Raw genomic sequence first — 24200 nt, 5'->3', positions numbered from 1 at the left:
CCGGTAAAACGCCGATTTCCGGCGGCTATGGCTCTATTTCTGGTCATGTTCGGTGCCTGGGCCGCACATGCCGAGGATAAGCGTGGATCCGTCACCAACCTGCCCCTACCCCGCTATGTGTCAATGAAGGCCGCCGAAGGGAACGTTCGGCGCGGGCCGTCGCTGAGCCATCGAATCGATTGGGTGTTCAAGCGGCGCGGGATGCCATTGCAAGTCACGGCAGAATACGGCAACTGGCGCAAAGTTCAGGACCGAGACGGGGCTGGTGGCTGGGTTCACTATGCCCTGTTGTCAGGTGTGCGAACAGTGTTGATCGAGTCTGACATGCTGCCCGTCTATACCCGCCCTGATCCCAATTCCCCCGTGAATGCACATTTTGAAACCGGCGTCGTGGCCCGCCTTGGCACGTGTTCGCTGGACTGGTGCCGGATCACGGCGGGTGGCTATCGGGGCTGGACTTTGAAGGCGAATCTTTGGGGCGTCGACCCCTCAGAAATCCGCGAATAAGTCGCGCGTCCAAGGTCGCGCTGAACACCTTTTGCAAATGGTTTGAAATCGCGGCCGGTTTAAGCTGTAACTGGGGCAAACGGAGGATTCCATGCGCGCAGTTACCTATTCCGCTTTCGGAAACGCAGCCGAAGTCTTGCATCTTCAAGACCTTCCTCCGGTTCATCCCGGTCCGGGTGAAGTCACTGTCGAGTTGGCATTTTCAGGCGTCAACCCATCCGACATAAAGGCCCGCGCCGGAGCCCGGCCCGGTGTCACCGAACCTCCTTTCCCTTTGATCATCCCCCATAGCGACGGCTCTGGCGTGATCACGGCTGTCGGCGACGGCGTCCCCGTGTCCCGGATCGGGCAACGCGCGTGGGTCTGGAATGGGCAATGGCAACGCGCATTTGGAACAGCCGCCAGCCACATCACCTTGCCCAGCGATCAGGCCGTCGAATTACCAGACGCGGTGTCGCTCGAGACTGGAGCGGTTCTGGGTATTCCGGGCCTGACGGCCTGCCATGCTGTGTTCTCGGGTGGCACACCCAAAGGGCATACGATTCTGATTCACGGTGGTGCTGGTACGGTCGGGTATCTCGCCGTTCAGCTGGCAAAATGGGCGGGCGCACGCGTGATCACGACCGCCAGCCGCCGCAATTTCGACAGGGTGCAATCAGCTGGCGCGGATGTGGTGATCGACTACAACAGTCCAGATCTTGCTGATCAGATATTGGACGCCAATGACGGACGTACAATCAGCCGCGTCATCGAGGTCGAATTCGGAGCAAATATCGAAACGAACACCACCGTAATTGCCGAAAATGGCCGCATCAACGCCTACGGCTCGGCGCAAAACATGGCACCGGTTTTTCCTTTTGGACCAATGATGTTCAAGGCTGTGACGCTCGAAACGATCCTGATCTATCTCTTGCCGGCAAGCTTACGCTCTGCCGCCATTGAGACCCTTCACAATGCACTGACCGAGGGTGCCCTGATCTGCCCTGTCCAGAACGTCTTTGCATTAGAAGACTGCGCTGCCGCTCATGATATGGTTCAAGATGGGAACCGTGTCGGGGCAGTGTTGGTCGCCACAAAATGACCACCCCAGAAATTTTTACGGCGCTCACATTTTTTTGGCAAATAGCACTTGAACCCCGCCAACAACAATCGTAGACAGCCGCTCACCGTTGGGGTGTAGCCAAGTGGTAAGGCAGCGGTTTTTGGTACCGTGTATCGTAGGTTCGAATCCTACCACCCCAGCCATAATTTTTCCCTACTTTACAATAGCTTACAATTTTCGTTTTTGCGCGATTTCGCAAATCCAAGCGTAAATTACTGTGGAAAACTGTGGAAAAACTGTGGAAACGGCAAAAATATTACCGGAAATAAACCGGTAACATTCTGTTTTCATTACAAAAACGAAACCTACGATGTATGGTAATTGAACCGGGGAAATTGGCTGTTCACGCCTAGCTCTTGGTCTAGCGGTCAGCGTCCCGATACCAGCGCATTATCATCTTCTCTAAAACGTCTTCACGAATCCGACGATACTTGCCAACTTTTGTGCAGGGTAGTTGCCCACGGTCGATGCGATTATTAACCCAAGTTACATTGACGTCAGTCATCCCTATCCCTTGCAGTTTTTCTACGACTTGGTCTGCGCGCAGTAACCGAACTCCCTTTAGGTCGGCATTCTTTTTGTAGCTCATGGTAATTTGTCTCCTAGCAACTTCCCAACACCAAAGCCGGTCTCAGCGCTGTCATCTAGGTAAGTCTCCCTGACACTCAAAAGTGAAGCTTGAGAGTCACACAAGCATCTAATGCCATCACCAAAAAATCGCCTGCAACACTCCAGTTCGCCCACTGCGCGGCATTTTGAATCATACCAGCGTCAATGGCCTTGGCTGTTGGAAATCCCGGCACTACACTATCGGAAAGCTCCTATAACACACGACGACTCTTAAGTTATTTTAAGTCTACATATCCGCGAACGTCGAAATGCGATTCATACAAAACGGCCCAAATATCCCAGACGAACTCTTGCACGCTTTGGACGAAGGAAGAGTAGTGTTTTTTTGCGGGGCTGGTGTCTCTAGAGCCAAAGCCCAACTTCCTGATTTCTTTGGTCTGGCTAGGCAAGTTCTTGCGTCTTTGGGCGTTGGAGCTAGCAGCCCAGCGAACAAGATTCTCGAAGCGGCGCAAGACATGGAAGATCAAACTGGGGTGCCGGGTCTCATCTCTGCGGACAGGGTTTTCGGTCTTTTGGAGCGAGATTTCCTATCGGCTGACATAGATCGAGCTGTAGCTAAGGCTCTTATACCAAAGGAGGGCGTGGACCTGACCGCGCATGCGCTCCTTCTTGATCTTGCCACATCAAAAGACGGGGTAACAAAACTCGTTACCACAAACTTCGACAGGCTCTTCGATGACTGCGGACGTGAACTTCAGGTCTGGCAACCTCCACGTTTACCAGACCCGGCTCGCCCCGGCGAACTTAACGGTGTCGTCTATCTCCACGGACGGGCAACTGAGAAGTATGACGGATCAGAAGGCGACGGGTTCGTACTATCTAGTGCGGAATTTGGAAGAGCCTATTTGGCAGAGGGTTGGGCGACAAACTTTTTCAAGGATGTAATCGATCGCTACGCAGTAGTCTTTGTAGGTTACGCCGCAGACGATCCACCCGTGCAATACTTGCTTGAGGCTTTGAATAAGTCGCGTGGGCGCTTGGACGAAGTCTATGCATTCCAATCGGGCACAGACGATGACGCAAATGCACGCTGGCAGCACAAGGGCGTGGCGGCTATCCCCTACGCAAGTGACAACCAGCATGAAGCGCTTTGGATCTCTCTCGCGGAATGGGCCGACCGTGCGAGGGAGCCCGAAGCATGGCAAGACCGTACCATTGAACTCGCTAGACGCGGTCCAGAAGCACTGACGCCGATTGAGCGCGAGCGAGTTACGCATTTGGTCTCGACAAAAGAAGGCGTCAGAAAGTTCTTCGAAAGCGATCCACCCCCACCGGCGACTTGGCTTTGTGTGTTTGATCGAACGATCCGTTACTCTCCGCCTCGTAAAGTCCTTTTCGGTGAAGACGAAGGCAAGTTCGTTGATCCGTTCTTGCTGTATGGTTTGGCCACAGATCAGGTTCCGCCACCAGTAAATCCAGATGATTTAAACCCGAAGCGAGAAATCCCGTCGACGGCATGGGATGCGTTTTTGTTGAACCGGAGGGATAGGGCTGGACTTAGAGACGATCATGTAACTTTGCTACGAGGTGGAGCGTCTTTGAGAGCAGGCCTCTTGCCGGACCGCATAGACTTGTTGGGTCGTTGGTTATCCAAAGTATCCGATCAGAACGCGGCAGTTTGGTGGGGTGCAAGGCAACATGGATTACATGAAAGGATTCAAGAGACAATCCGCTGGCACGTTGGGAATGCCGAAACCAAGTGTGAACCACATGTTCTTCAGGCTTGGTATTACCTTTTTGAGCACTGGCGTTTCGCGAGCGACGACAACAGATTGGATTGGTATAGGTTCTCCGATGAATTGAAAGTCGTCGGTTGGAGCAAGGCCACAGTACGAAAGTACGAAACTCTTTCGCGCCCCAGATTAGCTGCTACGCACAATTACTTCGGATCGGTGGTACCCCCTCAAATCGATGAGAAAACCAAACTTGGTGATCTGGTTCGATTAGAGCTCAAATACCTTGAGCATGCTCCCGAACTTGACATCCCTGACCAGTGGCTTGCTGATGTAGTCTCCGCTTTGAAACGCAACCTAGATATTGGCATTCAGCTAGAATCGGAGAGCGGTCACTACAAGTGGCTAGACATTCCTCCAATTATCCCTTCTGACGATCCAGACATCGGTGGCCACGAACGAAATGAAGGCTTTCGAGGCGCAGTTCTGAAATACACCAGTGTTTTTCAGCGCTTAGTTGAACTCGACGCTCGAAAGGCACGCCAAGAAGTGGCGAGTTGGTCTACCAATGATGACACCACATTTGCGCGACTTCGGATTTGGGCGAGTCGATTTGAAGAAGTCATTCCAAACGATGAGTTTGAAGAGTATTTCGAAAGAGTCACCCGAGAGGCCTTCTGGGACATTCACCATCAGCGGGACCTGCTTCTGGCTCTAAAAGAGCGGTGGGCTACGTTGCCTATGCCTACAACGAGAAGACTTGAACAGCGAATTCTTGAGGGGCGAGAGCGTAGGGAAAACGAGCCCGAGCACGAATTTGTAGTTAGGCGCGCATGGGCGATTGCCGACAGGATTCACTGGCTACACTCCAATGGCTGCACTTTGAATATCAACTATGATGCTGAGATCGAGCGACTGCAAAAGGTTGCTCCAGAGTGGTCTCCAGAACGTGGCGAAAAGGCTGATGAGTCTCTCGAAAGCCGTGGTGGTATAGTGCGCACACATACCAACTTTGATGAGCTCTTGAAGGAACCTTTATCCAACATACTGCCTAAAGCTCAGGAGCTATCGAGTAATTCTGGCTTCGGCCTAGATGAGCGTGACCCATTTTCAGGCTTGTGCACAAAACGACCAATCCTAGCGATTTCTGCTCTTCATCTGGAAGCTAAGAATGGCATCTTTCCTGAATGGGCTTGGCGAAGATTTCTAAATAGCGAGAGACGAAAAGAGGACCGTTCTCGGCTTAAAAATTTCATTGCCGAAATTTTGTTAACTGCTAACGACGAAGCTCTGGGAGGCATCATTTACCCTGTTTCCGACTGGCTCCTAAATGCGTCGAAAGAACTTTCTAGTGAATGCGTGTCGATTTTCGAACGATTGACTTCAAGATTACTAGATACGTTGAGCGAAAACCCCGATGTTGGCGGTTCTGGAATTGTTAGGAGTGGCGACGAACCAGATTGGGCATCGGAAGCGCTAAACTCGCCAGCAGGCAAAATTGCTCAGGCTCTATACAACGATCCTCGCCGAAACGATTTGAAAACAGGGCAAGGGTTGCCCGACGAATGGAAAGTGCTTGTTGAAAGAGCATTGTCATTGCCCGGCGACGACGGTTGCCTTGCCTTGGTGTTTGTTAGCCACATTATACATTGGCTTTATGCTATTGACCCAGAATGGACCGATGAAAAATTAATAAGTGTTTTGGATGGAGATTCCGCTGAAAAAATAGAGGCTTGGTGGACAGGCTATCTTTGGGGTGCCAAGAGCATTCCCAGCTTCGAACTATCTGAAAAACTGAAACCACACTTGTTTGACAAAGTGGCCAGTAGAGCGACCGACGATCAAGACAAAAGAGACGGTTTGGTCGGGCTCGTATTGGCAAGCTGGGTGTACTCAGACGATGCCGAAGGGGAAGTGCGAATAAGCGACGCCGAACTTCGTCATTTGTTACTAAACGGAGGGGATACATTTAGAGCACAGGCGCTTTGGCAGTTGGAGAGACGAGGCATGGGCGATGACGACGACTCTAAGCGCTGGAAGTCTATGCAAGAACGTTTTCTGAAGAATGTCTGGCCAGTTCAAATAGCCGCTCGCACGCCCAAAAACACCGCAAGATTGATTGAATTGGCATTTTCCAACCCGGATACTTTCATGGAAACATCCGAAGCTATCTTGCCACTCATCGGTCCAATTGAGCGCGATCATATTGTCCTACCCTCTATTCGACGAGGCGAAGGCAATATCGTCGACAAATATCCTGATAGAGTTCTAGAAATCCTCTATCTCGCGCTGCCCGAGGACGCCAGTTCTTGGCCTTACGAGATTGATGCCGTCTTGGAGCGGATAGTTGTGGCAAATTCAGAACTACGCGCTAGCCCCAAGTGGATCGAGTTAATGCGTCGTTGGAATTCGAGATAGCGTCATCGGTTAGGTCAGCCAATTGAATAGAATCAGCACACAACTGTGGAAATTTTCCACAGCAATGGACGGTCAGTAAGGATTTGTGATGTGCGCTGTAATGGAAACACGGCTCGATCCACAAAATTGTAAGTAAAAATGCACATCTCGCGTTTTTTAACCACGCAAGCTTTTGTACTTTAAGTAAAAAATGTAAGGCAAAATTAGCACCCGGTAAGGCATTTTCGCATTTTGGTACCGTGTATCGTAGGTTCGAATCCTACCACCCCAGCCACCATTCTCCGAAAGAGCAAAAACAAGGGGAAATGCTTCCCTCCCACCCGTCGTGTATCCCAGTCTTCCAACAATGGGATACAAGGTGGGATACACTCTTTGCACGCTACTGCCGAGAGACTGCTCGCTTCCAAGCGATCGTTCAGCGCTATAGCTAGGGGCTCTAGGCTGCCAAATCAAAGAGGCCTCTTGAGATACATATGTTTTGGCCAACAGTTCAACTTAGTCGCCGGATGGTTATGTTTAAATTTGATGGATCACACGACGTTCTCCGCAGGCTGGGATCAATCCGCGCCAACCTCAAACCGACATGTCTGTGTTTCGGTCGGGACAATTTGGTTACAGCAAGTTAAACCCTATCTTGGTGGAAAAATGTTGCCACACATATGGATCGGTGAAATACCCAGGATGTCCTCCTGCCGGGACCAAAAGGTTCCTCTTTGATTTGCTAACCGGCGCCGGTTTAAGCCCATTAAGCTCGTCGAGATTCTCAATATAGGTACCAACAAAGTCATCAGTTCGCCCGATATTGTACCAGTTTATGGGCTTACCTGCATTGTGGAAGTCACCCGGCTCAATTTGAAAAGCTTTTGGAAAGTACTTGCGATAAAGATGAGTGACCGGTGAGCCCATTGTGACCAATGTAACCTCACAGTCTTTGAATAGATCCTCGGCAAGTAACCTTCTGAGCGCGCGTGTTGCCACAACCGTTCCCTGCGAATGGCAGATTATAGTAACGCGTTTGGGCTCAACTCGCTCCATCATGAACTTACAGACACGCTCAAACCGACCTTCTATCTGCTTGCGAGCAGGAAAATTCAGCAGACCATTCTCGGCATCAAACGACGAATCCAAAATGTTGTTGTTCGCATAGACAACAATGTCCCGAAACACACCCAATCCACCCGCGACCAGATCGCGCATCTGGTAAACCACCAATGCCAAACCCAACAAAAACACCGGCACAAATGGCAGGAAAACTTTGCCGATGACACCATCGCTCATCCAACTGAGATTCACATCAAATACCCGAAGCACCAGTATGGTTGCAAACGCCAGAGTTGAAGCCGCGAAAACGCCTTGAAAGAGCCCGTTCAACAGCACCCGTCCGACCGACGGTTCCGCGGTTGTAGCCTTGAACAAAACATCCCTGTTCAGCGCTCGCTGAACCACAACGTAAATTCCAAAAACAAGCAAAATCACAAGGAAAATCACCCCAATTGCCATGGTAGGAGTTAGCATTTCGACGATTGCCACGAAGGCTTCGGATAACACCCTATCTGGACCATAACTGTGGCTTGCGACTGTGATTGTCTCAGGCAGGCCTTCTTCGATGCCTATAAGGTGCTCTGTGTCGAGCGTCTTGGCACGGAGGTTGTCGGTTGCATGCTGAATGGCCACCCAAAAGGACGAGGCCGCAATCATCCAAAGCAACAATAGCGCGGAACAAATTGGGGCATATATTCGGCGTTGCTGAGAGGGCGCAGAGTCCTGAATATCGCTGCGGTCGCGCGCCCAAGCTACGTAGACAAAAAGGCACAGCAAGACAGATAGCCCCCAAAGGACCGAAAGTAGCAGCATCAGACAACCTATGAAAAATAGCAACTGGTCAGCTTCGCCGCTAAATTGGTCAGAAGTAACAAGACTGCAAAACGTGCTGATCTGCGACGAGCAAACAGAACTAGCGAAAGAGGCCCCGGGCAGAAAGGGAACGAAGAGCAAGATCAACAAACCCCAAGTGCCAGTTCCAACGCCAAATTGACGCCATAGACTTAATTCCCATCGTGTATGACCGATTACACGACCGAATAGAATCGTCAGCATACCCGTGGCGGCGACGACGGCTTCTGCTGCGGGCAGGATGAACAACCCAATCAACCCAAGCACCATCAGCACGACTGTGCAGTGCCCAAACCATTTCCATAAGGGGTCTTCCGACTTTCGCAGATTGCAAAAAAATCCGAGCACGAGGGCCAAGACCGCAAACCCGGCAATTGCCTGCGTGAGACGGGACTGGACCCATGATCCCATGAAGCCTTCCGCCTGGATATTGTTGAAATCGACCAGCGATCCTTCAAGCAGAAGCACCAGAACGCCCATCAACAACGCCGCGTTGAGCGCAACGACCCCGCCGATCAGCGCCCACAAAAACCATGCAACGAAACGATAACCGCCGCGAGCGTCGGTATTAGCAGCGTTGTCGAGCGCTAAGTAACCGATCGACATCAAGACCTTAATCAAATCAAAGATTGTTGCAAATGCACCCTTGGGCTCGGGTGAAATGTCGGCCCAATAGACCTCGGCCATGACAGTTTTTATTTCACTTGTTTGGGCGCCCTGCTCGCGTATGCGCTTGACGTGCATCGGAAATTTCTTTTGCATCCCTTCACGCCGAGGATCTTTGCCTTTTGGGCGATCATGAATTGGGGTTTGCACCTTTTGCTTTTTGCCGCCCGGATAAGTGAGTTCTTCCATGACCGACAAACCATCATATTCTGCAAAGGACGTTTCAAACAGGTTCACGATAGTTTCGTCAGCAATCGCCGGCCGCTTACCATTCCGATTATGCTCTTCCAGAGCACCGCTCAGCACATCGCCGACTGTATCGCCCGGCAGTTGGTTTCCAATCCCATGAACGCAAAGAACCATATGATCTGGTGAGGTCTTATTAGTCGACATGCTTCACCTACTGTCAATTAACTAAATAATGATTCAAATTCTAAACAAAACAGGTAAAAAACTCCATAAAATTGTGAATTTAATAATATTTCATTCCATAAAATTAGGCCAAAACAATTGTCATCGTTTCAGCCGACTGCAGCCTTCCTCGGTTATCTGTTTACATCCAAAATGAAGGCAAACATTCCAGACATGGTTAGCTTTTTCAAAGGAGAAAGCGTGACATCAAGAGACCTAAACCCTTCATTTTGGCCGCAGCAACCCTCATAGGTAGCAAAGTCGGAAACACGTTAAAAAAGAAAACAGCTCTCGAAGCCTTTCGTTTCGGCGACTCTGGGTATTGGCCACTTAAGACGTTGGGCTGGTGGAATTGCTCCAAACAAACAGAAAGTTTTGCGGGTCGTTTTCTTAATCCGTCTGCTAGTCTGTCAAGTATTCGCACATGGTCCGCCTCTCACATGTTCGACCTTCACGACAACGGAGCGCGCAAAGAGCTCTTCGAGCGGTAGCCGATCGTCACTTTTTGAGGCGGATGGCGTAATGAAGTTGGACCGGGCTTCTGCAAACTCTTCATGCTTAGAGAAACGATTGAATTTAGAGAGCTTTTCATGCCATTCCTCCTCTACTCCGGCTAACAAGTCTGAGATTTGGGCAAGGTTCAGGGTGTCAGTTGGGCTGTCGCCGATCATAATGTGAATTCGGTTCTGAGCCTCCTTGTTGGAAATCTGCTTTGCCAACTTGTGAAGAGCGGCAGCCCTACGGCCTTCGGCTAGGGCGAGGTTCAGTTGTCCCTTGGAGTACTTTCGGTGCTTGTCTTTCCAGGTACGGCTGGCAAGCCCTATTATGTCCAAAGTTAATTCTGCATTAGCACCGTCCAAAGCAAGATTATCGGAGCTTTGCAAGCATTGCTCCAAGTGCTCCGCAATGCGGCTAAAATAAGTATCTTCAGGTGATATCCCCACCGTCGGGTCTTTGAAATTCGCTGACCGCGCACCAAAGACAAAGGCCATTTTTAGAGGATTTTTTTTATAAGCTATGTTGTCTTTTGGTTCGGTGAATTTCACCTCGTCAGTGAAGAACGGCAAAATCAGCGTGTCCGGCCAGTCTTTCCCGGCGGGGGCGCCATTGGGCAGAAGAAGATTGGTGATCCATGTGCTGCCCTTCACTTCTGAAGAGGGCGTATTTTCCTGCAGCTCATGTAGGATAGGCAGAACAACCGCTGCTGGGTTGTTTCCCAAAGCGATTTCCTGCTCGACAAGCTGCGCCAGTTTCTCGTTTGATGCAGCGATCCTCGTAACCAGTTCGGATAGCGCATCGAAGTCCTCCTGATCTAGCAAGTCTACCCGCAGCGGATTCGGAAATTTCGTCACCGGAGTTCGCGCGCTTGTCCCGGGCCATGTCAGGCGCATCGTGTCGGCGACCGACAGGTGTTCGGCGATCACAAGCTTTTCAGCCAGAGACTGCTGAATGCTGCCGAAGGCGGCAACGAAACGACGGCCATCGAATTCACTTGGGTCGGTTACGGCCAGTAACTCTTCCATTTCGTCGCGCGCTTTTGCAATTTCAGGATCCGTCTCACGCGACCAAACGGCAACTGATGCGCCGCCAAAGTTTGCGGCTACTTCCCGCAAGCCCGAGAGTATCTCTTGGCGCACTTCTTCTTCACCCAACGCATCAAGCGCTTTGCTCGCGTGATGGATGCGCAGGGTATTGTGATCAGGGTCTGGTACCGTGCAATCCAACAAGCCCTGATCGTCATTAGCGTCCTTAATCGGGATGACACGGATTACCAGATCCCGAGGCACTACTTGCGCGCCGATTTCCGGGAATATCCTTTCAATCCATCCCGTCAGATTTGTAGTGGACGGTGATACGTCGCGGATGAAGAAGTCGTCTTTTGTGGTGAAAACCAACCGACCAGTCGCCAGTACACATGGCGGGGATTCTAGGAAGCGAGCCACAAAAACCCTTTGTGATGAACCTCCCAAATTGCCCAAGATCACCAAGCCTAGTAGAACGCCTGGAATAATCAGGGCTCCGGCATTGCGCCAAAAGACTCTCTCATTATTCCGCAATTCATTGAAATAAACGTTAAAATCAGAAGACTTGGAGTTTCCGGTTACTGTTTCACCATACGGGACCGGCAGGAATTTTGTAGCTTCATCAGCCAAGTTCCAATCGTGTATCCGCTGCTGAATCGGACCCAATTCGTCCCTGGTCTCCGTAGGCTGTGCGTCTGACCTAAATACGTTCTTCGATGCGGCGCCAGTATTCTGCGGATTGCCCGGATCGCTCACGGTGCTTGGATTGATCAGGCACTGTATCTGGTGCGAGGTATGGTCGCGCAGTGCTTCCATCTTGTTTCTACGCCCCGCAAATCCTATCCAGATCGAAGCGATCCAGGTCGCTACAAAACTGATGATTAGGATTCCGAATGATTGGTCATGCAACAGTTCGGTTGTATTGTGGCCCAGAATGATCTTGACTAGAAGCGTCACGCACGCTGCCCACAAAAGGGGGTATGGTCTGATGAGTGGATTTCGCTCGATATCTCGCGAAACGAGGCGTGATTGCTGTTCAGCCGTATCTCTGTTTCGGGCGTTGCAGAAGTCGCTTTGCAGGTTTTCGAGATTGTCCTGGCTTTCCTTGAGAAAGTCACCAAGCCGTTTGCAAAAGGACACCCCGTTTTTACACAGGCCCTGGATCTTTTGCAGGTCGATGTTGTGGATCTGGTTTTCGCCGCCGCCCTCACGAATTTCTGCTTCGCTCTGTATCTGCTCGCTATATTGCGGAAGGTCTTGGATGACTGCGTCAACGAAGTCTTGAAGGTCCTGCAAGCGTTGCTTGGCACGTGCGATCTTCGTTTGCTCTTCTGAAAGCGCTTTTATGACCTTTTCTGCGTTTCGGCTGATCCTGTCGTAGTTTCCGCGCAGCTGGTTTACATAGGTTTGACCATCCATTTCTTCGGCAACCCGTTTTGCCGTCAGATGATCCAGCAACGATTGCAGCTCTTCTTCCAATGACTTGCAATTGAGGCGAAAGAACAGGTCCGCGTCGCTGCTATCGGCTTCCTTAGACAGGCTTTTCAAATCCCGAATCTGTTCGAACAGTGTCGTTGCTTCTTGCAGCGGGAGGTTGGATTTACCTTCGATGAGAAACGGTGCGCCATCGCCTGGAAAGATGCCGAAGATGATCTTTTTGGACAGATCGTTCAGCTCGTTCGGCAGGTCCAGGATTTTACCTGCAACTCGCTCGGAGGCTGCTTTGAGCCTCTGGTCTTGCTCTTGCAAACCTATCTCGGACTTGTCCAGTTCCGCTTGTGCCGCCGTGCTTTCAGCCTCTGCCACGCCGATCGCTGAGTTAATGTCAGCAATGGCCTGTCGGCAATTGTTTAAATCCGCCTGAGCCCCACTGAGTATTTCAGTAAGCACATCGCGTTCGGAGTCTGGTGCGGTCTCCAGCTTCTCTCTGTTTTCATTGATGATTTCTTCGAACTGTTGCGCGTCGCGTTGTATTCGAGCGCGTTCGTCAACACTGGATTGAAGCTGCTGCCGCAAGGTTTCGACCCTAGCGCGACACTCATCAACTTTAGCGATGGTGTTCTGGTGCGTTTCGCGCTGGCGGTCCAAAGCTTCGATGTCTGGCAGCAGATCTTCGAGGATCTCCATTACAGCTTTGGCTTGATCTTTTTCTTGCTGCTCAGGGCTGTCTGAGTCGGAATTTGTACCCTGAATCGTTAAAAGGTCTTCCAGCTTTCGAATGTAATTACTAAAGGCACTAAATAGCATAATGAACTCCCCCTATTCGTTCTTATTCTCCGTTTTGTTTAAGTCTTGCAGAAACTCTTTCGCGCGTTCGATACCGGCCAGATAGAGCTTTGTTTTCTCAGAGCTGGACATGACGAAATTCAGCCAATTGGCGTCACCCGGATCAATAGGCGCGATTCCCACAGGATATTTACGTTTCTTGAAGCAATCGTCGCTTGCCCCACTTTTTCGATCCTCAAACTGGTTCCGCAGCGCAGTGTTTTGGATCCAGATCTCGCGGTCGCGCTGTAACCTGACAGCTGTTGCACAGGCGATAGCGTCACCGACCAAATCAGACAGCCTTCTGCGTTGCGAAACGTACTGTGCCTCGCTATTGCCTATCAGTGGTACAACGACAGTCGGAACGTTAGGCATTAGTTCGCGAAAAGAGTCACTGGGAAGATTCGAGGTCAACCCGCCATCGAGGAAGACAAATTTTTCAAGCTCGCTGAACTTGCGAATTTGGTCCGATGAAAACAAACCCTTAAGACTGTTTTCGGCGAATTCGGGCCAGGTCTTTCTATCGGGCCGCATAACCACCGGTTCAAAAAACGCTGGAATCGACATCGACGTCCGCACCAGCCGCGCGGGCGAGGTTTTTCTGTACTCGTCACTTAACAAGTTTAGGTCCTTTGGAAATTGCATCTTCAGACCGACTGGCATCGCGGTAGCAATCAATTGAAGCAGTTCGACCTCAGGATGTTCAAGCTCTGTGTCGGTGGTTCTCAGAATAGCTTTTTTGTCGCCTTGACCCTTCAATTTGGTCCCGTCGTTGCGTAAGTCCTCAAGGTCATTCCAAATCTGGCCGAGGGCTTGATACAAATCCTCGATAGATTTGAAACCCAGATCGTCCAAAACAGACTCCATCCAATTCTCAAACGCTTGCCCTGGGTTCAGACCTCGGCGATCACGAAGTCTGCGTACGGCAGCGAACAAACCTAACCAACTGCGGAATTGGTAAATCTTAGGTTGCTTGAGCGCTTGTTTGATAAACTTGCGGATCGGTCGCGGGCCGTCGATGAAGTGATCCATTGGAACTGTTTCGGTAAGGTCTGCCAGCCGTTCTGCAGTTGCACGGGTCAGGTCGCCACCGCGTATCGCGGCAATGCCCATAGCGATAATTGATCCGGCCGAGGTTCCGGCCAATCCAGCAAAGCGTACCCCTGCCGCCTCTAACCCGGCGACAAACCCGGCGTGTGCCAGACCAAGTGTTCCTCCGCCCTGTAAGATCAGATTGCAAAGTCGATAAGTTTCTTCGACGTCCGGTGAGGGCTCAGAAAAGATTGAACGAATTTTGTGGCCACCATTTTCAGTCGCGGTCTTAGTTGCCCGAAGCCAAAAAAATCGATCTATCCCAGACAATTCACTGCTGTCACTCACACACGATCCGGCCAGAGCTTGCAATTCAAATTCCGACTTGATTTCGATTAGACGTCTACGGACTTCAGGTTCTATAAGAAGTTGCATATTAACTCATATTAAAAATATCTGCATTGTTGGTTTTCAATTCGAAAAACAATATTTTACCTTGCGCTTGGCGATCACAGATCACCCTAGTAGATTTGTGAGACTGTCTCATTCAAACCACCTTCAAACCCGAAGGTGTCTAAAACGTAGCAGCCTCAAGTTTTCCGCGAATTTCAGGCTTCGCAGAAAAGCCTAACTACGATTGAAACTGATGCCACGACCCCTGAGCAAGTAATTTGTGCGACCGCAGTTAGCCACCATCACTGTAACCCAAAACGATGTGGTACATGCGACCAACGCTGGCAGATTTTGTATTATCAGAATAGTATTTCCACGGGCTCCTGAAACACCAACAGCGACTGGAATCGAAATTAGAAACAGGACTACACTTTGAATAAATGTTGACACAGGGCCGACGGCCAGAAACTCAAACAAAGACCCGCAGCTAACGATACTTTCCTTACGTTGTCGCGCGCCGATCTCGCCGTGTTGAAAAAGATCGGACATCTGGTTTTCCAAAAACTCTTGCCCAAGACGATCCGTGATGTGCGACTCTCCGTCCGGACTAACTCGGAAGGTGCGAAAAGTTTCCAGTTGTCGCTGGAACTCCTGATTTCGCGCCACAATCATACCCCTAACATCAAGGACACAAACGCCTATGTTCAAGCAGTCGATGGCGGGTAGTAAACCTTGGTAACGTTCATTCAGTTGCCGCATAGGAAAACTGAGGTCGAGAGCTTTTTCGATGCGGGGCAGAAGTTGGACCAAGTATTCGCATTCTACGTGGTCTGGAGGCTCCCTATTGGCGTTTAATTGAACCGAAAACAGGAATATCCATGAATTTTCTTTATTCAACATTCCGGCCGCGTGATAGAAAATACCAAGATGCATTTGTTTTTGAACGTTTTCTTGGCCTTTTAGTTCCTTAACCGACGGCGCAAGAGGAGTGTTGCCAAGAAGTTCAATCTCGTCGTGACCTAGGGTTTGTTCCCGTAAAATTTCCCGATCTTTGGCTTCAAGATGTTGGCACTTTACAATATAGGTGTTCTGTACAGTACTTGTATAAAAGTCAGAATGAAACGGCCCAGTCAGAGACAAATCTCCATCGTCTTGAAACCATTCTAATGTTGTGTTCACCTGCACTCCCATGCGATCCACCAACTGGTCAAGAACACTCGTCCAAGTCAATGGGTCGACAATTGTATCATAAATTTCTAGCGCAAGATCTCGAACTTCTTGGGCCACAATAAGTTTCCCTTTTTTCACACATCACAAGCCATCTTAACCTTAAAATCGAAAATCAACATAGACCATTTGGGTGATGCCCTTTGTTTGTTCGGTCGTAGGATCAATTCAACAAAAAGTATCTAACCCTGCAAAATTTCATCAAGTGTGCTAGAGTGTACACTTATAGATGCGCGAAATTTCAAGGACTTTACAGCGGTATTGTGAGCTGAAAGTCTGTGGCAGATATTTTCCGCCGATTTTTTTTTGAGGAGCGAATTAAGTTATGGGAAATTCAAGAAAGCGGGAAAACGACATCTCAAAACTGCATCCTGCAATTAGGGAAAAAGTCGTAGCCATACAGTCTCAACTAAAGAAAGAAAAAATTCCATTCGAGGTGTTCGAGGCATTTCGCACCCCGGAGCGGCAAGCAGACCTTTATGCGCAAGGCAGAACGAAGCCAGGAACCAAAGTGACCTGGGTTGGACCGTGGCATTCGATACATCAATACGGGCTCGCCGTCGATTTCGTCCTAAAAGAGAACGGTAAATGGAGTTGGGATACCACTGGCCACAAGGAGGCTTGGTGGGACCGGATGCATGTGCTCGCAAAAGAAAATGGAATGACGCCGATCTACAACTCTAAAGGCAAACTCATCGAAAAGCCACACATTCAGATTCAAGGAGTAAAATCTCGCGACTTGTACGAAGGTGTTTACCCGGCTGGCGGAGACGAAGCCTGGGCGGATCGCCTCAACGAAATGATCGACAATTGGAGTGGACGCCCTCCCTCCCCGCCCCGACCTTCGGTCTATCTGGGCGCACCCGCAATCGATACGGATTTGATGGCGTCCATGGAAACCGAATCGCCAACTCAGGCAGGTTCTTCGACGAATTTAGCCAGCAGAGATCTCCGCTTCCAAAAGCTTCATGAATTCATCAAAGACGCTGAAGGTGGCTTCGTAAATGATCCGCGAGACAAAGGCGGTGCCACAAACTTCGGTGTTACGAAAAGTACACTAGCCGAGGCTTTAGAAATAGATGTTGCGGATCTTACGGATGATGACGTGGCCGCACTGAGTCAAAAGGATGCCGATGAGATCCTTTACACAAACTACTACATCAAATGTAAGTGCGATAAATTACCTGACCGCGTTGCAATGGTCGTCTACAACATGGCGGTTCACTCAGGGTCAAGTGTGGCTCAAAGAACTGCGCAACGGGCCTTCAATGAACTTGGCATGACAGTCGACGGCAATAAGCTGGAAGAAGACGGAATAATCGGGCGGATCACGCTAAGCGCGATCAATCAGACCGACCCGTCTGTACTATCCGAGAAATACCTTGAGCTATACGAGCAACGCCTGCGAGGTCTCGAAGATTTTGCCATCTTTGGGACTGGTTGGATAAATCGTGTCAACAAGTTGCGTGTCTTTTTGAGTACTTTACCGAAAGGAGAGGGCAAACGTCCTATCAAAATCATGAAAGTTAAAGAAAGAGACTTGGACATTGAAGCTGACGACGTCCTGAGAATTGCATTAATGGCTTTGACGGGCGGAAAATCTGCAGCCGTTAAGGCATTGGCCATAGGGATTCTGAAGAAGCGCCTTGAGAAACAGGACGATGATGAAAAAATCAATTTGTTGAAAACGATTTTGGACGAAAAGATCAATGCCTCGTCGGACGAAAAAACTACTGCGACGCCTGCAGCAGCCCTCGACGAGTTGACACCCGTCAACAATGCACTTGGACCGATGATTGGCAAGATGCTGGACGGCAAAAAATCTGTTATCGGCATCATCGGCCTTGTTGTCACCGCCGTACTTCCGCAGCTCGGCTTAAGTTCGTCTCAACCGCAATTGCAACAACTGCTTGCCGATGGCGACAAGACCACCATGTTAACTTTGTTTTCACTGCTAACGAGTTGGGGTTTTCTCGGTAAAATCGACAAAAAATTTAGAGATCTACAGCAGAACATGTGATCGATAGTATCGGTTTGATCCTGTGTTTGCCACAAGCTCGCCGGAAACAATTCAACATGGTCATCTATCACAAGATCAGGCACGACCAGTTTGAACAGGTTGTAACCTCACAGCTTGCCATTGATGGCTACAATTAACAGAAACAGGTCGCGAAAACTTTCAGCAACTTTGAGCCGGGTGCAGATCACCCAAACTTGCTTGGAAAGAGCTGGCCTTTTCCGACCGACGATCCGACCTTTATTTCAAGCATTGCGTTTATGAAAACTTGCGGAAAATTAGTCGCTTGGCAGGATTTGCCCATCGATCCTCTGTCCACAGCCAGTCATCAGCAATGCGCTGTCAAAATGATCGTAAAATCAGAATCGAGCAACTGCTTCATACACCAGAATTGCATCCGGAAATCTGTTGAAGCATTCGTTCGTTTTGAGCCCTGACCTGCTTTTTTGTCCAGACGCAGCGAATGACCACTATCTGAATGCTGTTCCAGAGACCCAGAATTCGTTGCGCCTTGATCTTACCCGCTCAGCCAAGAAATCCACAAACAGCCTGACCCTTGCTGTATTTCGCAAATCACGGTGGAGAAGAAGCCAGATACTCCGATAGGGTAAGGGTCGTTGAAACGGTGCCCTGATCAAGTTGGGGTGTCGGTCCCCGAGGTTGCAAGCCAGATACGCCATGCCGAGACCGGACGCCGCCAATGCGATCAATGGCACAAGTTCCGAAACACGGTGCTTGAGCTGGGCTTTCGGGTAATAGCTGTCTTTAACCCATTTGGCAGTGGTCGCCTCTTCCGGTTCATGCCACCCGATCAGGTGCAGTCCTTCGCCGCCATTGTCGCTGATCTGTTCGGCATAATCGCGTGTGCAATAGGCTGCCTGAGACATCTGGACCAGCTTTCGTCCGACCACGTCATCTGTCACTTCATCTGCAATACGCAACGAGACGTCGGCTTCCCGACGCATCAAATCACGGATATCATTGGTGAAGTTCATATTTAGGATGATGTCCGGATAGAGCTCGGCAAAGGCGGCAAAGTCCTCCATCAATGATGTCATCGCCAACCCATGAGGCAGAGTGACGTAAACGGTGCCAGACGGCTGTGCGTCCCTGCCGACGATGACCCGCGATGCGGCAGTCATTTCTGCCTCGACACGTTCGGCATGGGGCAACAGGTCTTCGCCAAGCTGCGTCAGAACCAACCCAGACTTGGAGCGGTCGAACAACCGGCTGCCCACGCGTTCTTCCATGACCGAAACCCTGCGTGTCAGCGTGGTGTGGTTCACCTGAATGCTGTCTGCCCCACCGCGCAACGTTCCGGTGCGGGCAACGGCCAGAAAGTACTTCAGATCGTCCCAATTCAGGGAATGGCTTTCTTTGATCGACATGAACCTTGTGTTTCATTTTTGAAGCATTGTGTCCAGAAATAACCACCTACAGTTCAATTACTAGCCGCCCTACCTTGGCCCCATCAAACGAGACCCCAAGGAACCAAACCATGAACCCGATTCAATCTGTGTTGATTACCGGCGCAAATGCCGGGCTTGGCCGCGAAGCCGCCCGACAGCTTGCGTTACAGAAAGGCGTTGCCAGGATTTATTTGGCCTGCCGCAACCGAACCAAAGCTGAGGCCGCCAGAACGTCGCTAGAGCATGAGACCGAACGCAAGATCTTTGAAACTGTTCTGATGGACGTCACCGATCCCGGTTCGGTTCGCGCAGCGGTCGCTGATATCTCGACGCCGATTGATGCTGTCATTCTAAACGCGGGCGGTACGGGCGGGCGTAAGCCCAACAGCTTGACCAGCGCCGGCGTCACCAACATCTTTGCCACAAACGTTTTGGGCCATGTGGTGCTGGTGGACGCGTTATTGGAGCGCCAACTGGTGACATCCACAGTGCTTTACGCGGGATCGGAGGCCGCAAGAGGTATTCCTAAAATGGGGATGAAGCGCCCCGATCTGACTGTAGGTACGGTGGCAGAATTCAGATCAATTGCCGATGGTAGCAAGTTCGGACCCGAGGGTGATCCGATGCAGACCTACGGCTATGCCAAGCTGGTGGCGACCTTGTGGATGGGCGCGATGGCGCGCCAGCACCCGTATATTCGCTTTGTTACCATGAGCCCGGGTGGCACTGCTGGTACTGCAGGCTTTGACGATCTGTCGATGGTGAAACGCATCATCTTCAAACATGTGGGTGGCGTGCTGATGCCTTTGTTCGGGATGATGCACAGCGTGGAAGCAGGGGCAAAACGGTATTTGGAAGGGTTGCTCAACCCGGAATTCAAGACCGGCCACTTCTATGCCAGCCAAGCAGGGTATCCCACCGGACCTGTGGTGGATCAAGCCAGCATTGATGCAACCCTATCGGACATCAAAATGCAGGACAACGCAAACGAGGCGCTGCATCAGTTCGCCTGAGCCAAAGGAGAAATTTAATGGAAACAACACTGAACATACTCGTCATCCTTGCAGCCATTATGCTGTCCGGGCTCGGCATCATGTCGATGTTCGCCCCTCGGCGCATGGTCGCCAATTTTGCCATCGAGCCGGTGGGTACTGCCGGACTCAGCACGATCCGTTCAGTGATCGGTGGATTGTTTCTGGCTTCGGTTGCTTTGCTGATGATTGGTCTAACGACCGGGCAGACACTGAGTTACATAGCCGTTGCGCTCCTGATGGGTGTGGTGACGTTTGGGCGAATTGTTGGCTTACTGATCGATGGATTCGACAGAGCCGTCTTGCCGCCTCTGGTCGTTGAAATTGTGATCATCGCGGTGTTGATCTCAGCCTACTACCAGCTTTCCTTTTAGTTGACATTTAATCAGATGGACGGCGGCCAGAGTAAAGTCGCCGTCGTTCAACCCGCCTAAAACTAAACCCACTTGCGAATCTTCGAGCAAACTCCGCTTTGCCGACTTCTTACATTATGCCCGTTTGTATGGAGTTCCGATCCAACCTCAACGTTCTGGTGAACCGTTTTACGCAGGATGCATTTGGGTTGGTCGGGAATGGCTTTAAGGATCACGTCACCTTAGCGTTCCTTCTTGCCAAAAACCGGCCCAACACCAGCGTCGCCTGCAGGCTCGTCCCCATCCAGAGCAGTCATGTGTTTGCGGCTCTGCGCAGCCATGCGTCGCGCGATCTGATAGGTCTCGCCAAGCTGTGCAATTCCCTTAGGCAAGGACGAATTCAGGCGATTGCCGGAAGTGTCAACGTTGCATAGACCCTTCCGCATTCGTGAAAGCGCAACCGAGAATATAAGACGGAAGCCACCTACCCCCCAACGTAAACTCCACTTTTCGGCCGATAGAAGATCTTCTGATCGTGTAGTCGTCCCAACAGCTCGTGAATTCTGTTCAACGCATCTTCACGCTCCCGCTTTTCCTGCTCGCTCTCATCCCGCTCAGCATGGGAAAGTGCTGTCTGAGCGCGGCGAAGTGAGCTTTCGATTAAGTCGATATCCTCAACCGAAAGTTCGAACATATCGTTGTATTGCGGCATAGCGAACCTCCTAAGGATGTTGACACCACAGCGGCTTTGAGAGCGATCAAACAGATTAGGAGTCACAAGGGATGGGCGTTTCAATCACCACTGAACATCCCTTAAATTCGCAAAAGCCGCGTCCCGACCATTGAAAGAAGATTAGTTTGGCCGAACCGCCACAAGAACGACATCCAACTCATCTTCCAGGGCCTGTAGCTTTTCAAGCTGATCTTTCGGAAGAGTCACGGTGTCTGCGTCTACAGCTTTAAACGCCACTACCGGGCTTCCTATTTCTTTTTCGAGCGCCTGAACCAAGTTGAGCTTATCAGCTTTGAGCGTGGCAAGTGGGTAGAGCATGTCGGTCTCCTGAATTCTGACAATTGCAAGCATAGCCGATTTTCCAGAGCACGAGTGCGTTTATTTCGAATGACGACCAATAGCTTCGCATCCAAGGCGCGCCCGGGTTGCACGGTGGAAGTCGCTGGGTGAGCAATTTTTCTTTACGATCATCCATGCTCACAAAAGCACAGTCGCAGCTTGAAGATATCATTTATCCAAAGAAGAGGCCGGAGTAAGTTGCTCCGCAACCGCCGAGAAGGATCAAATAAGGCCTCTGAGGGGAGAAAAAGACACGCTTGCCGCAAGCGTACTCAGCCCGCCCTAAAAAACTAGTGCTTGAAACGTTACATGCGTTCCGACGCACACGCAAAGTTTCGTAAGGAATGGTTTCGCAAGATCGCCGCGACGAAGTTGGGTCAAAAGCAGGGCGATGTAGACAGCCCTGGGACAAAGGGCACTTGATTTCGACAAAGAGCTAAACCTATCTGTTTCTATCACTATCCTTGAATGACAGATTCAGAGTTTTACGAGAAGCTTCGCATTTGAAAAATAGTCTTCGCAGAATGCGCTTGGGCGCTCTAACCATACTAATGTCAGCAACGGTCCATGCCGCAATGGCTCAAGGTACTTTATTAAGAAAGGAGGAAGTTGGTCTTTGGGGCGTTTTTCAGGATAGTGACTACTGTTGGATTGCCACAAGTTTCGTTTCAACAGGTCGAACCAAAAAAATGCTATTAATGGTCGATAGCAACGGCGAAGTAATCATTCAACTTGGCGACATATCTAACTATGGAAACTTAAAGTGGGAAAGTATCTTGCTGAACGCTGGACAGTTTACATTCTCGCTCAGCGACGAAGATGGCTGGGGAATTTATCCTCAGAAAAACCAATCCAGCATCAGACGAAGCGTTCTTTCCTCAGATAGAGTCTTTTTCAACGGTTCATTTGTAGCTGCCAAATCAAGGTTTGGCGTGAAGGGGTATTTTAATACTGGAAAAGGTAGCACTGCTTACAAAAGAATGCTTGAAATCTGCCGCAAACATTAAGCGATTCGAGACAAGCATTGTCCTTTTTCAGGCAGGCTTTACGCGTAAGACCCAGCGAACCTCTAACGGTGGCTCCGCGGAAGCGTGAATCATATATAAGCGGACGAGGGCTGGCTTTTTGAGCAGCAAAAATAGTGGGAACGCGCCGAGTCATCCTTTTGCGTTTGAGGCTCGACTAGAGAGCACAAAAATGCGGATTACCGAAAGTCGGCCTAACAGCACAAATTGATCGCCGGAGATCAGTGGCGCAAGTCAATCTCAAGTTGACGCGTTAAAGTGGTGCCCCCACACGGACTCGAACCGCGGACCTACTGATTACAAATCAGTTGCTCTACCAGCTGAGCTATAGGGGCGTTGGCAGTCGATTACTTCCTCTGGCGGGGGACTGCAAGCCTCATTTTCAGCTTGAACTAAGGTATTGTCGGTTTTCCTGAGAAAGTGCAAAAAACCACTCAGGCAAAAACGCCGCATACGTCTGGCTGAGCGCAGGACATGTGCGAGGCTGGGCACTGTAGCTGAAGGTACGGAAGACGACATGCAGGTAATCATTCATGCCGGTGCAGCCTTTACCGATGAAGGGCACATCTTGTCCTCGCTAGTTGCAAACAGACAGATGCTGGCAGAGTTGAAAACTGCTCCGATGGGCCCACGCATGTCCCGGCAATTCGTCAAGATCATGTCGGATGCGCTGATCCAAGGCACATCAATCGAAGAAACACGGGACGGCCTTGCCCCTCTTTTTCCACAAGACGTCAACCTGGAGCGTGTCGTTCTTTCGAGCGATAAGTTCTTTGGTCCACGACGAACAGCTTTGCAACATGGTCAGATTTACCCTTTTGCCGGAAGACGGACAGCCTTTACCGAGACCCTTTTGGAGGGCGCGCAGCTTGAGTTGTTTGTCGGGCTGGTGAACCCGGGAATTTTTATTCCCAAAACGCTGATGTCCATCCACGAAGACCATCGGCGGGATATTCTAGCCAACACCGACCTCAGTTGCCTCAGCTGGCTCAGCATGATCGAAGACCTGCGCGAGCTTGCGCCTCAGGTAAAACTGACAGTATGGGAAAACGAAAATCTACCTCTGATCTGGGGTGATATTGTCCGGGCAATGACAGGGCTGCAGAACGAGACCCTCCTTCCCGATGAGTATTCCTTCTTGTCTTCGCTTTTGACCGACGCAGGGCAGAGGCAAGTTCTGGAGATCCTTGGGCGACGCACACCCTTGGGCCCACAAGGCCAACGCGAAGAATTGGCGCAAGTCCTCGAGGATCAAGCGCGCCTCGAGCAGGTTGAGGAAGAGTTGGATTTACCTGGGTGGAATACGGATATATTCGACGCGTTTACAGAGCTTTACGCGCAGGACATAGCCGCCATCCGCGCCATGTCAGACATTCGCGTGTTGTAACCTTTAATCACCATTTCAGGCAACGACAGAAGCCTGCCTCTGATCCGTCACAACTCTGGATTATTCGTCAAAACGACAGAAAACCTATACGTTTCGTCAAATTTTACTCTGCCACACGAACAGCCTGCGAACCATCGTTAAGTGAGGCACAAATTGGGAGGCAAAG

The 24200-nt window shown here is 50.5% G+C and carries 17 protein-coding genes and 2 tRNA genes; 9 read left to right on the top strand and 10 right to left on the bottom strand.

All coding sequences use genetic code 11. The features are described from left to right. Positions 1-27: 27 nt before the first annotated feature. From ACR0EV_RS00920 to ACR0EV_RS00910, 3 genes are all read left to right on the top strand, one after another. Positions 28-507: an SH3 domain-containing protein gene (locus tag ACR0EV_RS00920; RefSeq protein ID WP_480798997.1), complete on the top strand. Its 480-nt coding sequence runs from the start codon at positions 28-30 to the stop codon at positions 505-507. Between the two features lie 91 nt (positions 508-598). Then, positions 599-1588: an NADPH:quinone reductase gene (locus tag ACR0EV_RS00915; RefSeq protein ID WP_480798381.1), complete on the top strand. Its 990-nt coding sequence runs from the start codon at positions 599-601 to the stop codon at positions 1586-1588. A gap of 89 nt (positions 1589-1677) precedes the next feature. Continuing rightward, positions 1678-1752 (top strand) — tRNA-Gln (locus ACR0EV_RS00910). 218 nt (positions 1753-1970) lie between these two features. Here the strand turns inward: ACR0EV_RS00910 and ACR0EV_RS00905 are convergent. Next, positions 1971-2198, bottom strand: a complete 228-nt coding sequence (locus tag ACR0EV_RS00905; RefSeq protein WP_480798380.1) for a hypothetical protein — start codon at positions 2196-2198, stop codon at positions 1971-1973. A 496-nt stretch (positions 2199-2694) separates the two neighbouring features. Here ACR0EV_RS00905 and ACR0EV_RS00900 point away from each other — a divergent pair, with 496 nt between their 5' ends. Beyond that, the gene (locus ACR0EV_RS00900) at positions 2695-6330 is read left to right on the top strand and encodes an SIR2 family protein (RefSeq protein ID WP_480798379.1); all 3636 of its coding nucleotides are present in this window, start codon (positions 2695-2697) and stop codon (positions 6328-6330) included. A gap of 612 nt (positions 6331-6942) precedes the next feature. Here the strand turns inward: ACR0EV_RS00900 and ACR0EV_RS00895 are convergent. The 4 genes from ACR0EV_RS00895 to ACR0EV_RS00880 form a co-directional block, all read right to left on the bottom strand. Further along, a complete protein-coding gene (locus ACR0EV_RS00895) occupies positions 6943-9282 on the bottom strand; it encodes a hypothetical protein (RefSeq protein WP_480798378.1) in 2340 nt (779 codons plus the stop codon). A gap of 428 nt (positions 9283-9710) precedes the next feature. Further along, complete coding sequence (locus tag ACR0EV_RS00890; RefSeq protein WP_480798377.1) at positions 9711-13070, bottom strand: AAA family ATPase; 3360 nt, start codon at positions 13068-13070, stop codon at positions 9711-9713. Positions 13071-13082: 12 nt separating this feature from the next. Continuing rightward, positions 13083-14555: a patatin-like phospholipase family protein gene (locus ACR0EV_RS00885; RefSeq protein ID WP_480798376.1), complete on the bottom strand. Its 1473-nt coding sequence runs from the start codon at positions 14553-14555 to the stop codon at positions 13083-13085. A 192-nt stretch (positions 14556-14747) separates the two neighbouring features. After that, positions 14748-15800, bottom strand: a complete 1053-nt coding sequence (locus ACR0EV_RS00880) for a hypothetical protein (RefSeq protein ID WP_480798375.1) — start codon at positions 15798-15800, stop codon at positions 14748-14750. Positions 15801-16065: 265 nt separating this feature from the next. Here ACR0EV_RS00880 and ACR0EV_RS00875 point away from each other — a divergent pair, with 265 nt between their 5' ends. After that, entirely contained in the window at positions 16066-17760 is a 1695-nt protein-coding gene (locus ACR0EV_RS00875) for a glycosyl hydrolase 108 family protein (RefSeq protein WP_480798374.1), read from the top strand. A 467-nt stretch (positions 17761-18227) separates the two neighbouring features. Here ACR0EV_RS00875 and ACR0EV_RS00870 read toward each other — a convergent pair whose 3' ends face one another. Then, positions 18228-19145 (bottom strand): LysR family transcriptional regulator, encoded by a 918-nt coding sequence (locus ACR0EV_RS00870; RefSeq protein WP_480798373.1) that lies wholly within the window; start codon positions 19143-19145, stop codon positions 18228-18230. A gap of 110 nt (positions 19146-19255) precedes the next feature. On the opposite strand from ACR0EV_RS00870, the gene ACR0EV_RS00865 reads away from it, so the two are divergent. Further along, the gene (locus tag ACR0EV_RS00865) at positions 19256-20179 is read left to right on the top strand and encodes an SDR family NAD(P)-dependent oxidoreductase (RefSeq protein WP_480798372.1); all 924 of its coding nucleotides are present in this window, start codon (positions 19256-19258) and stop codon (positions 20177-20179) included. A gap of 17 nt (positions 20180-20196) precedes the next feature. Further along, positions 20197-20571, top strand: coding sequence for a DUF4345 family protein (locus ACR0EV_RS00860; RefSeq protein ID WP_480798371.1), 375 nt, complete (start codon positions 20197-20199; stop codon positions 20569-20571). 221 nt (positions 20572-20792) lie between these two features. On the opposite strand, the gene ACR0EV_RS00855 is transcribed toward ACR0EV_RS00860, so the two are convergent. The 3 genes from ACR0EV_RS00855 to ACR0EV_RS00845 form a co-directional block, all read right to left on the bottom strand. Further along, entirely contained in the window at positions 20793-20942 is a 150-nt protein-coding gene (locus ACR0EV_RS00855; protein WP_480798370.1) for a hypothetical protein, read from the bottom strand. 92 nt (positions 20943-21034) lie between these two features. Then, complete coding sequence (locus ACR0EV_RS00850; RefSeq protein ID WP_480798369.1) at positions 21035-21262, bottom strand: hypothetical protein; 228 nt, start codon at positions 21260-21262, stop codon at positions 21035-21037. A gap of 141 nt (positions 21263-21403) precedes the next feature. Continuing rightward, complete coding sequence (locus ACR0EV_RS00845; RefSeq protein WP_480798368.1) at positions 21404-21601, bottom strand: hypothetical protein; 198 nt, start codon at positions 21599-21601, stop codon at positions 21404-21406. Between the two features lie 551 nt (positions 21602-22152). Here ACR0EV_RS00845 and ACR0EV_RS00840 point away from each other — a divergent pair. Then, positions 22153-22629: a hypothetical protein gene (locus ACR0EV_RS00840; RefSeq protein ID WP_480798367.1), complete on the top strand. Its 477-nt coding sequence runs from the start codon at positions 22153-22155 to the stop codon at positions 22627-22629. A 277-nt stretch (positions 22630-22906) separates the two neighbouring features. Here the strand turns inward: ACR0EV_RS00840 and ACR0EV_RS00835 are convergent. Further along, a tRNA-Thr gene (locus tag ACR0EV_RS00835) sits at positions 22907-22982 on the bottom strand. A 182-nt stretch (positions 22983-23164) separates the two neighbouring features. On the opposite strand from ACR0EV_RS00835, the gene ACR0EV_RS00830 reads away from it, so the two are divergent. Continuing rightward, on the top strand, positions 23165-24034 hold the full coding sequence (locus tag ACR0EV_RS00830) for a hypothetical protein (protein WP_480798366.1): 870 nt from the start codon (positions 23165-23167) through the stop codon (positions 24032-24034). The last annotated feature ends 166 nt before the right edge of the window (positions 24035-24200 follow it).

It is taken from the genome of Ruegeria sp. CF8 (assembly GCF_056537285.1).
The sequence above is the reverse complement of the archived record's forward strand: the minus strand, read 5'-3'. Positions and strand labels throughout refer to the sequence as shown.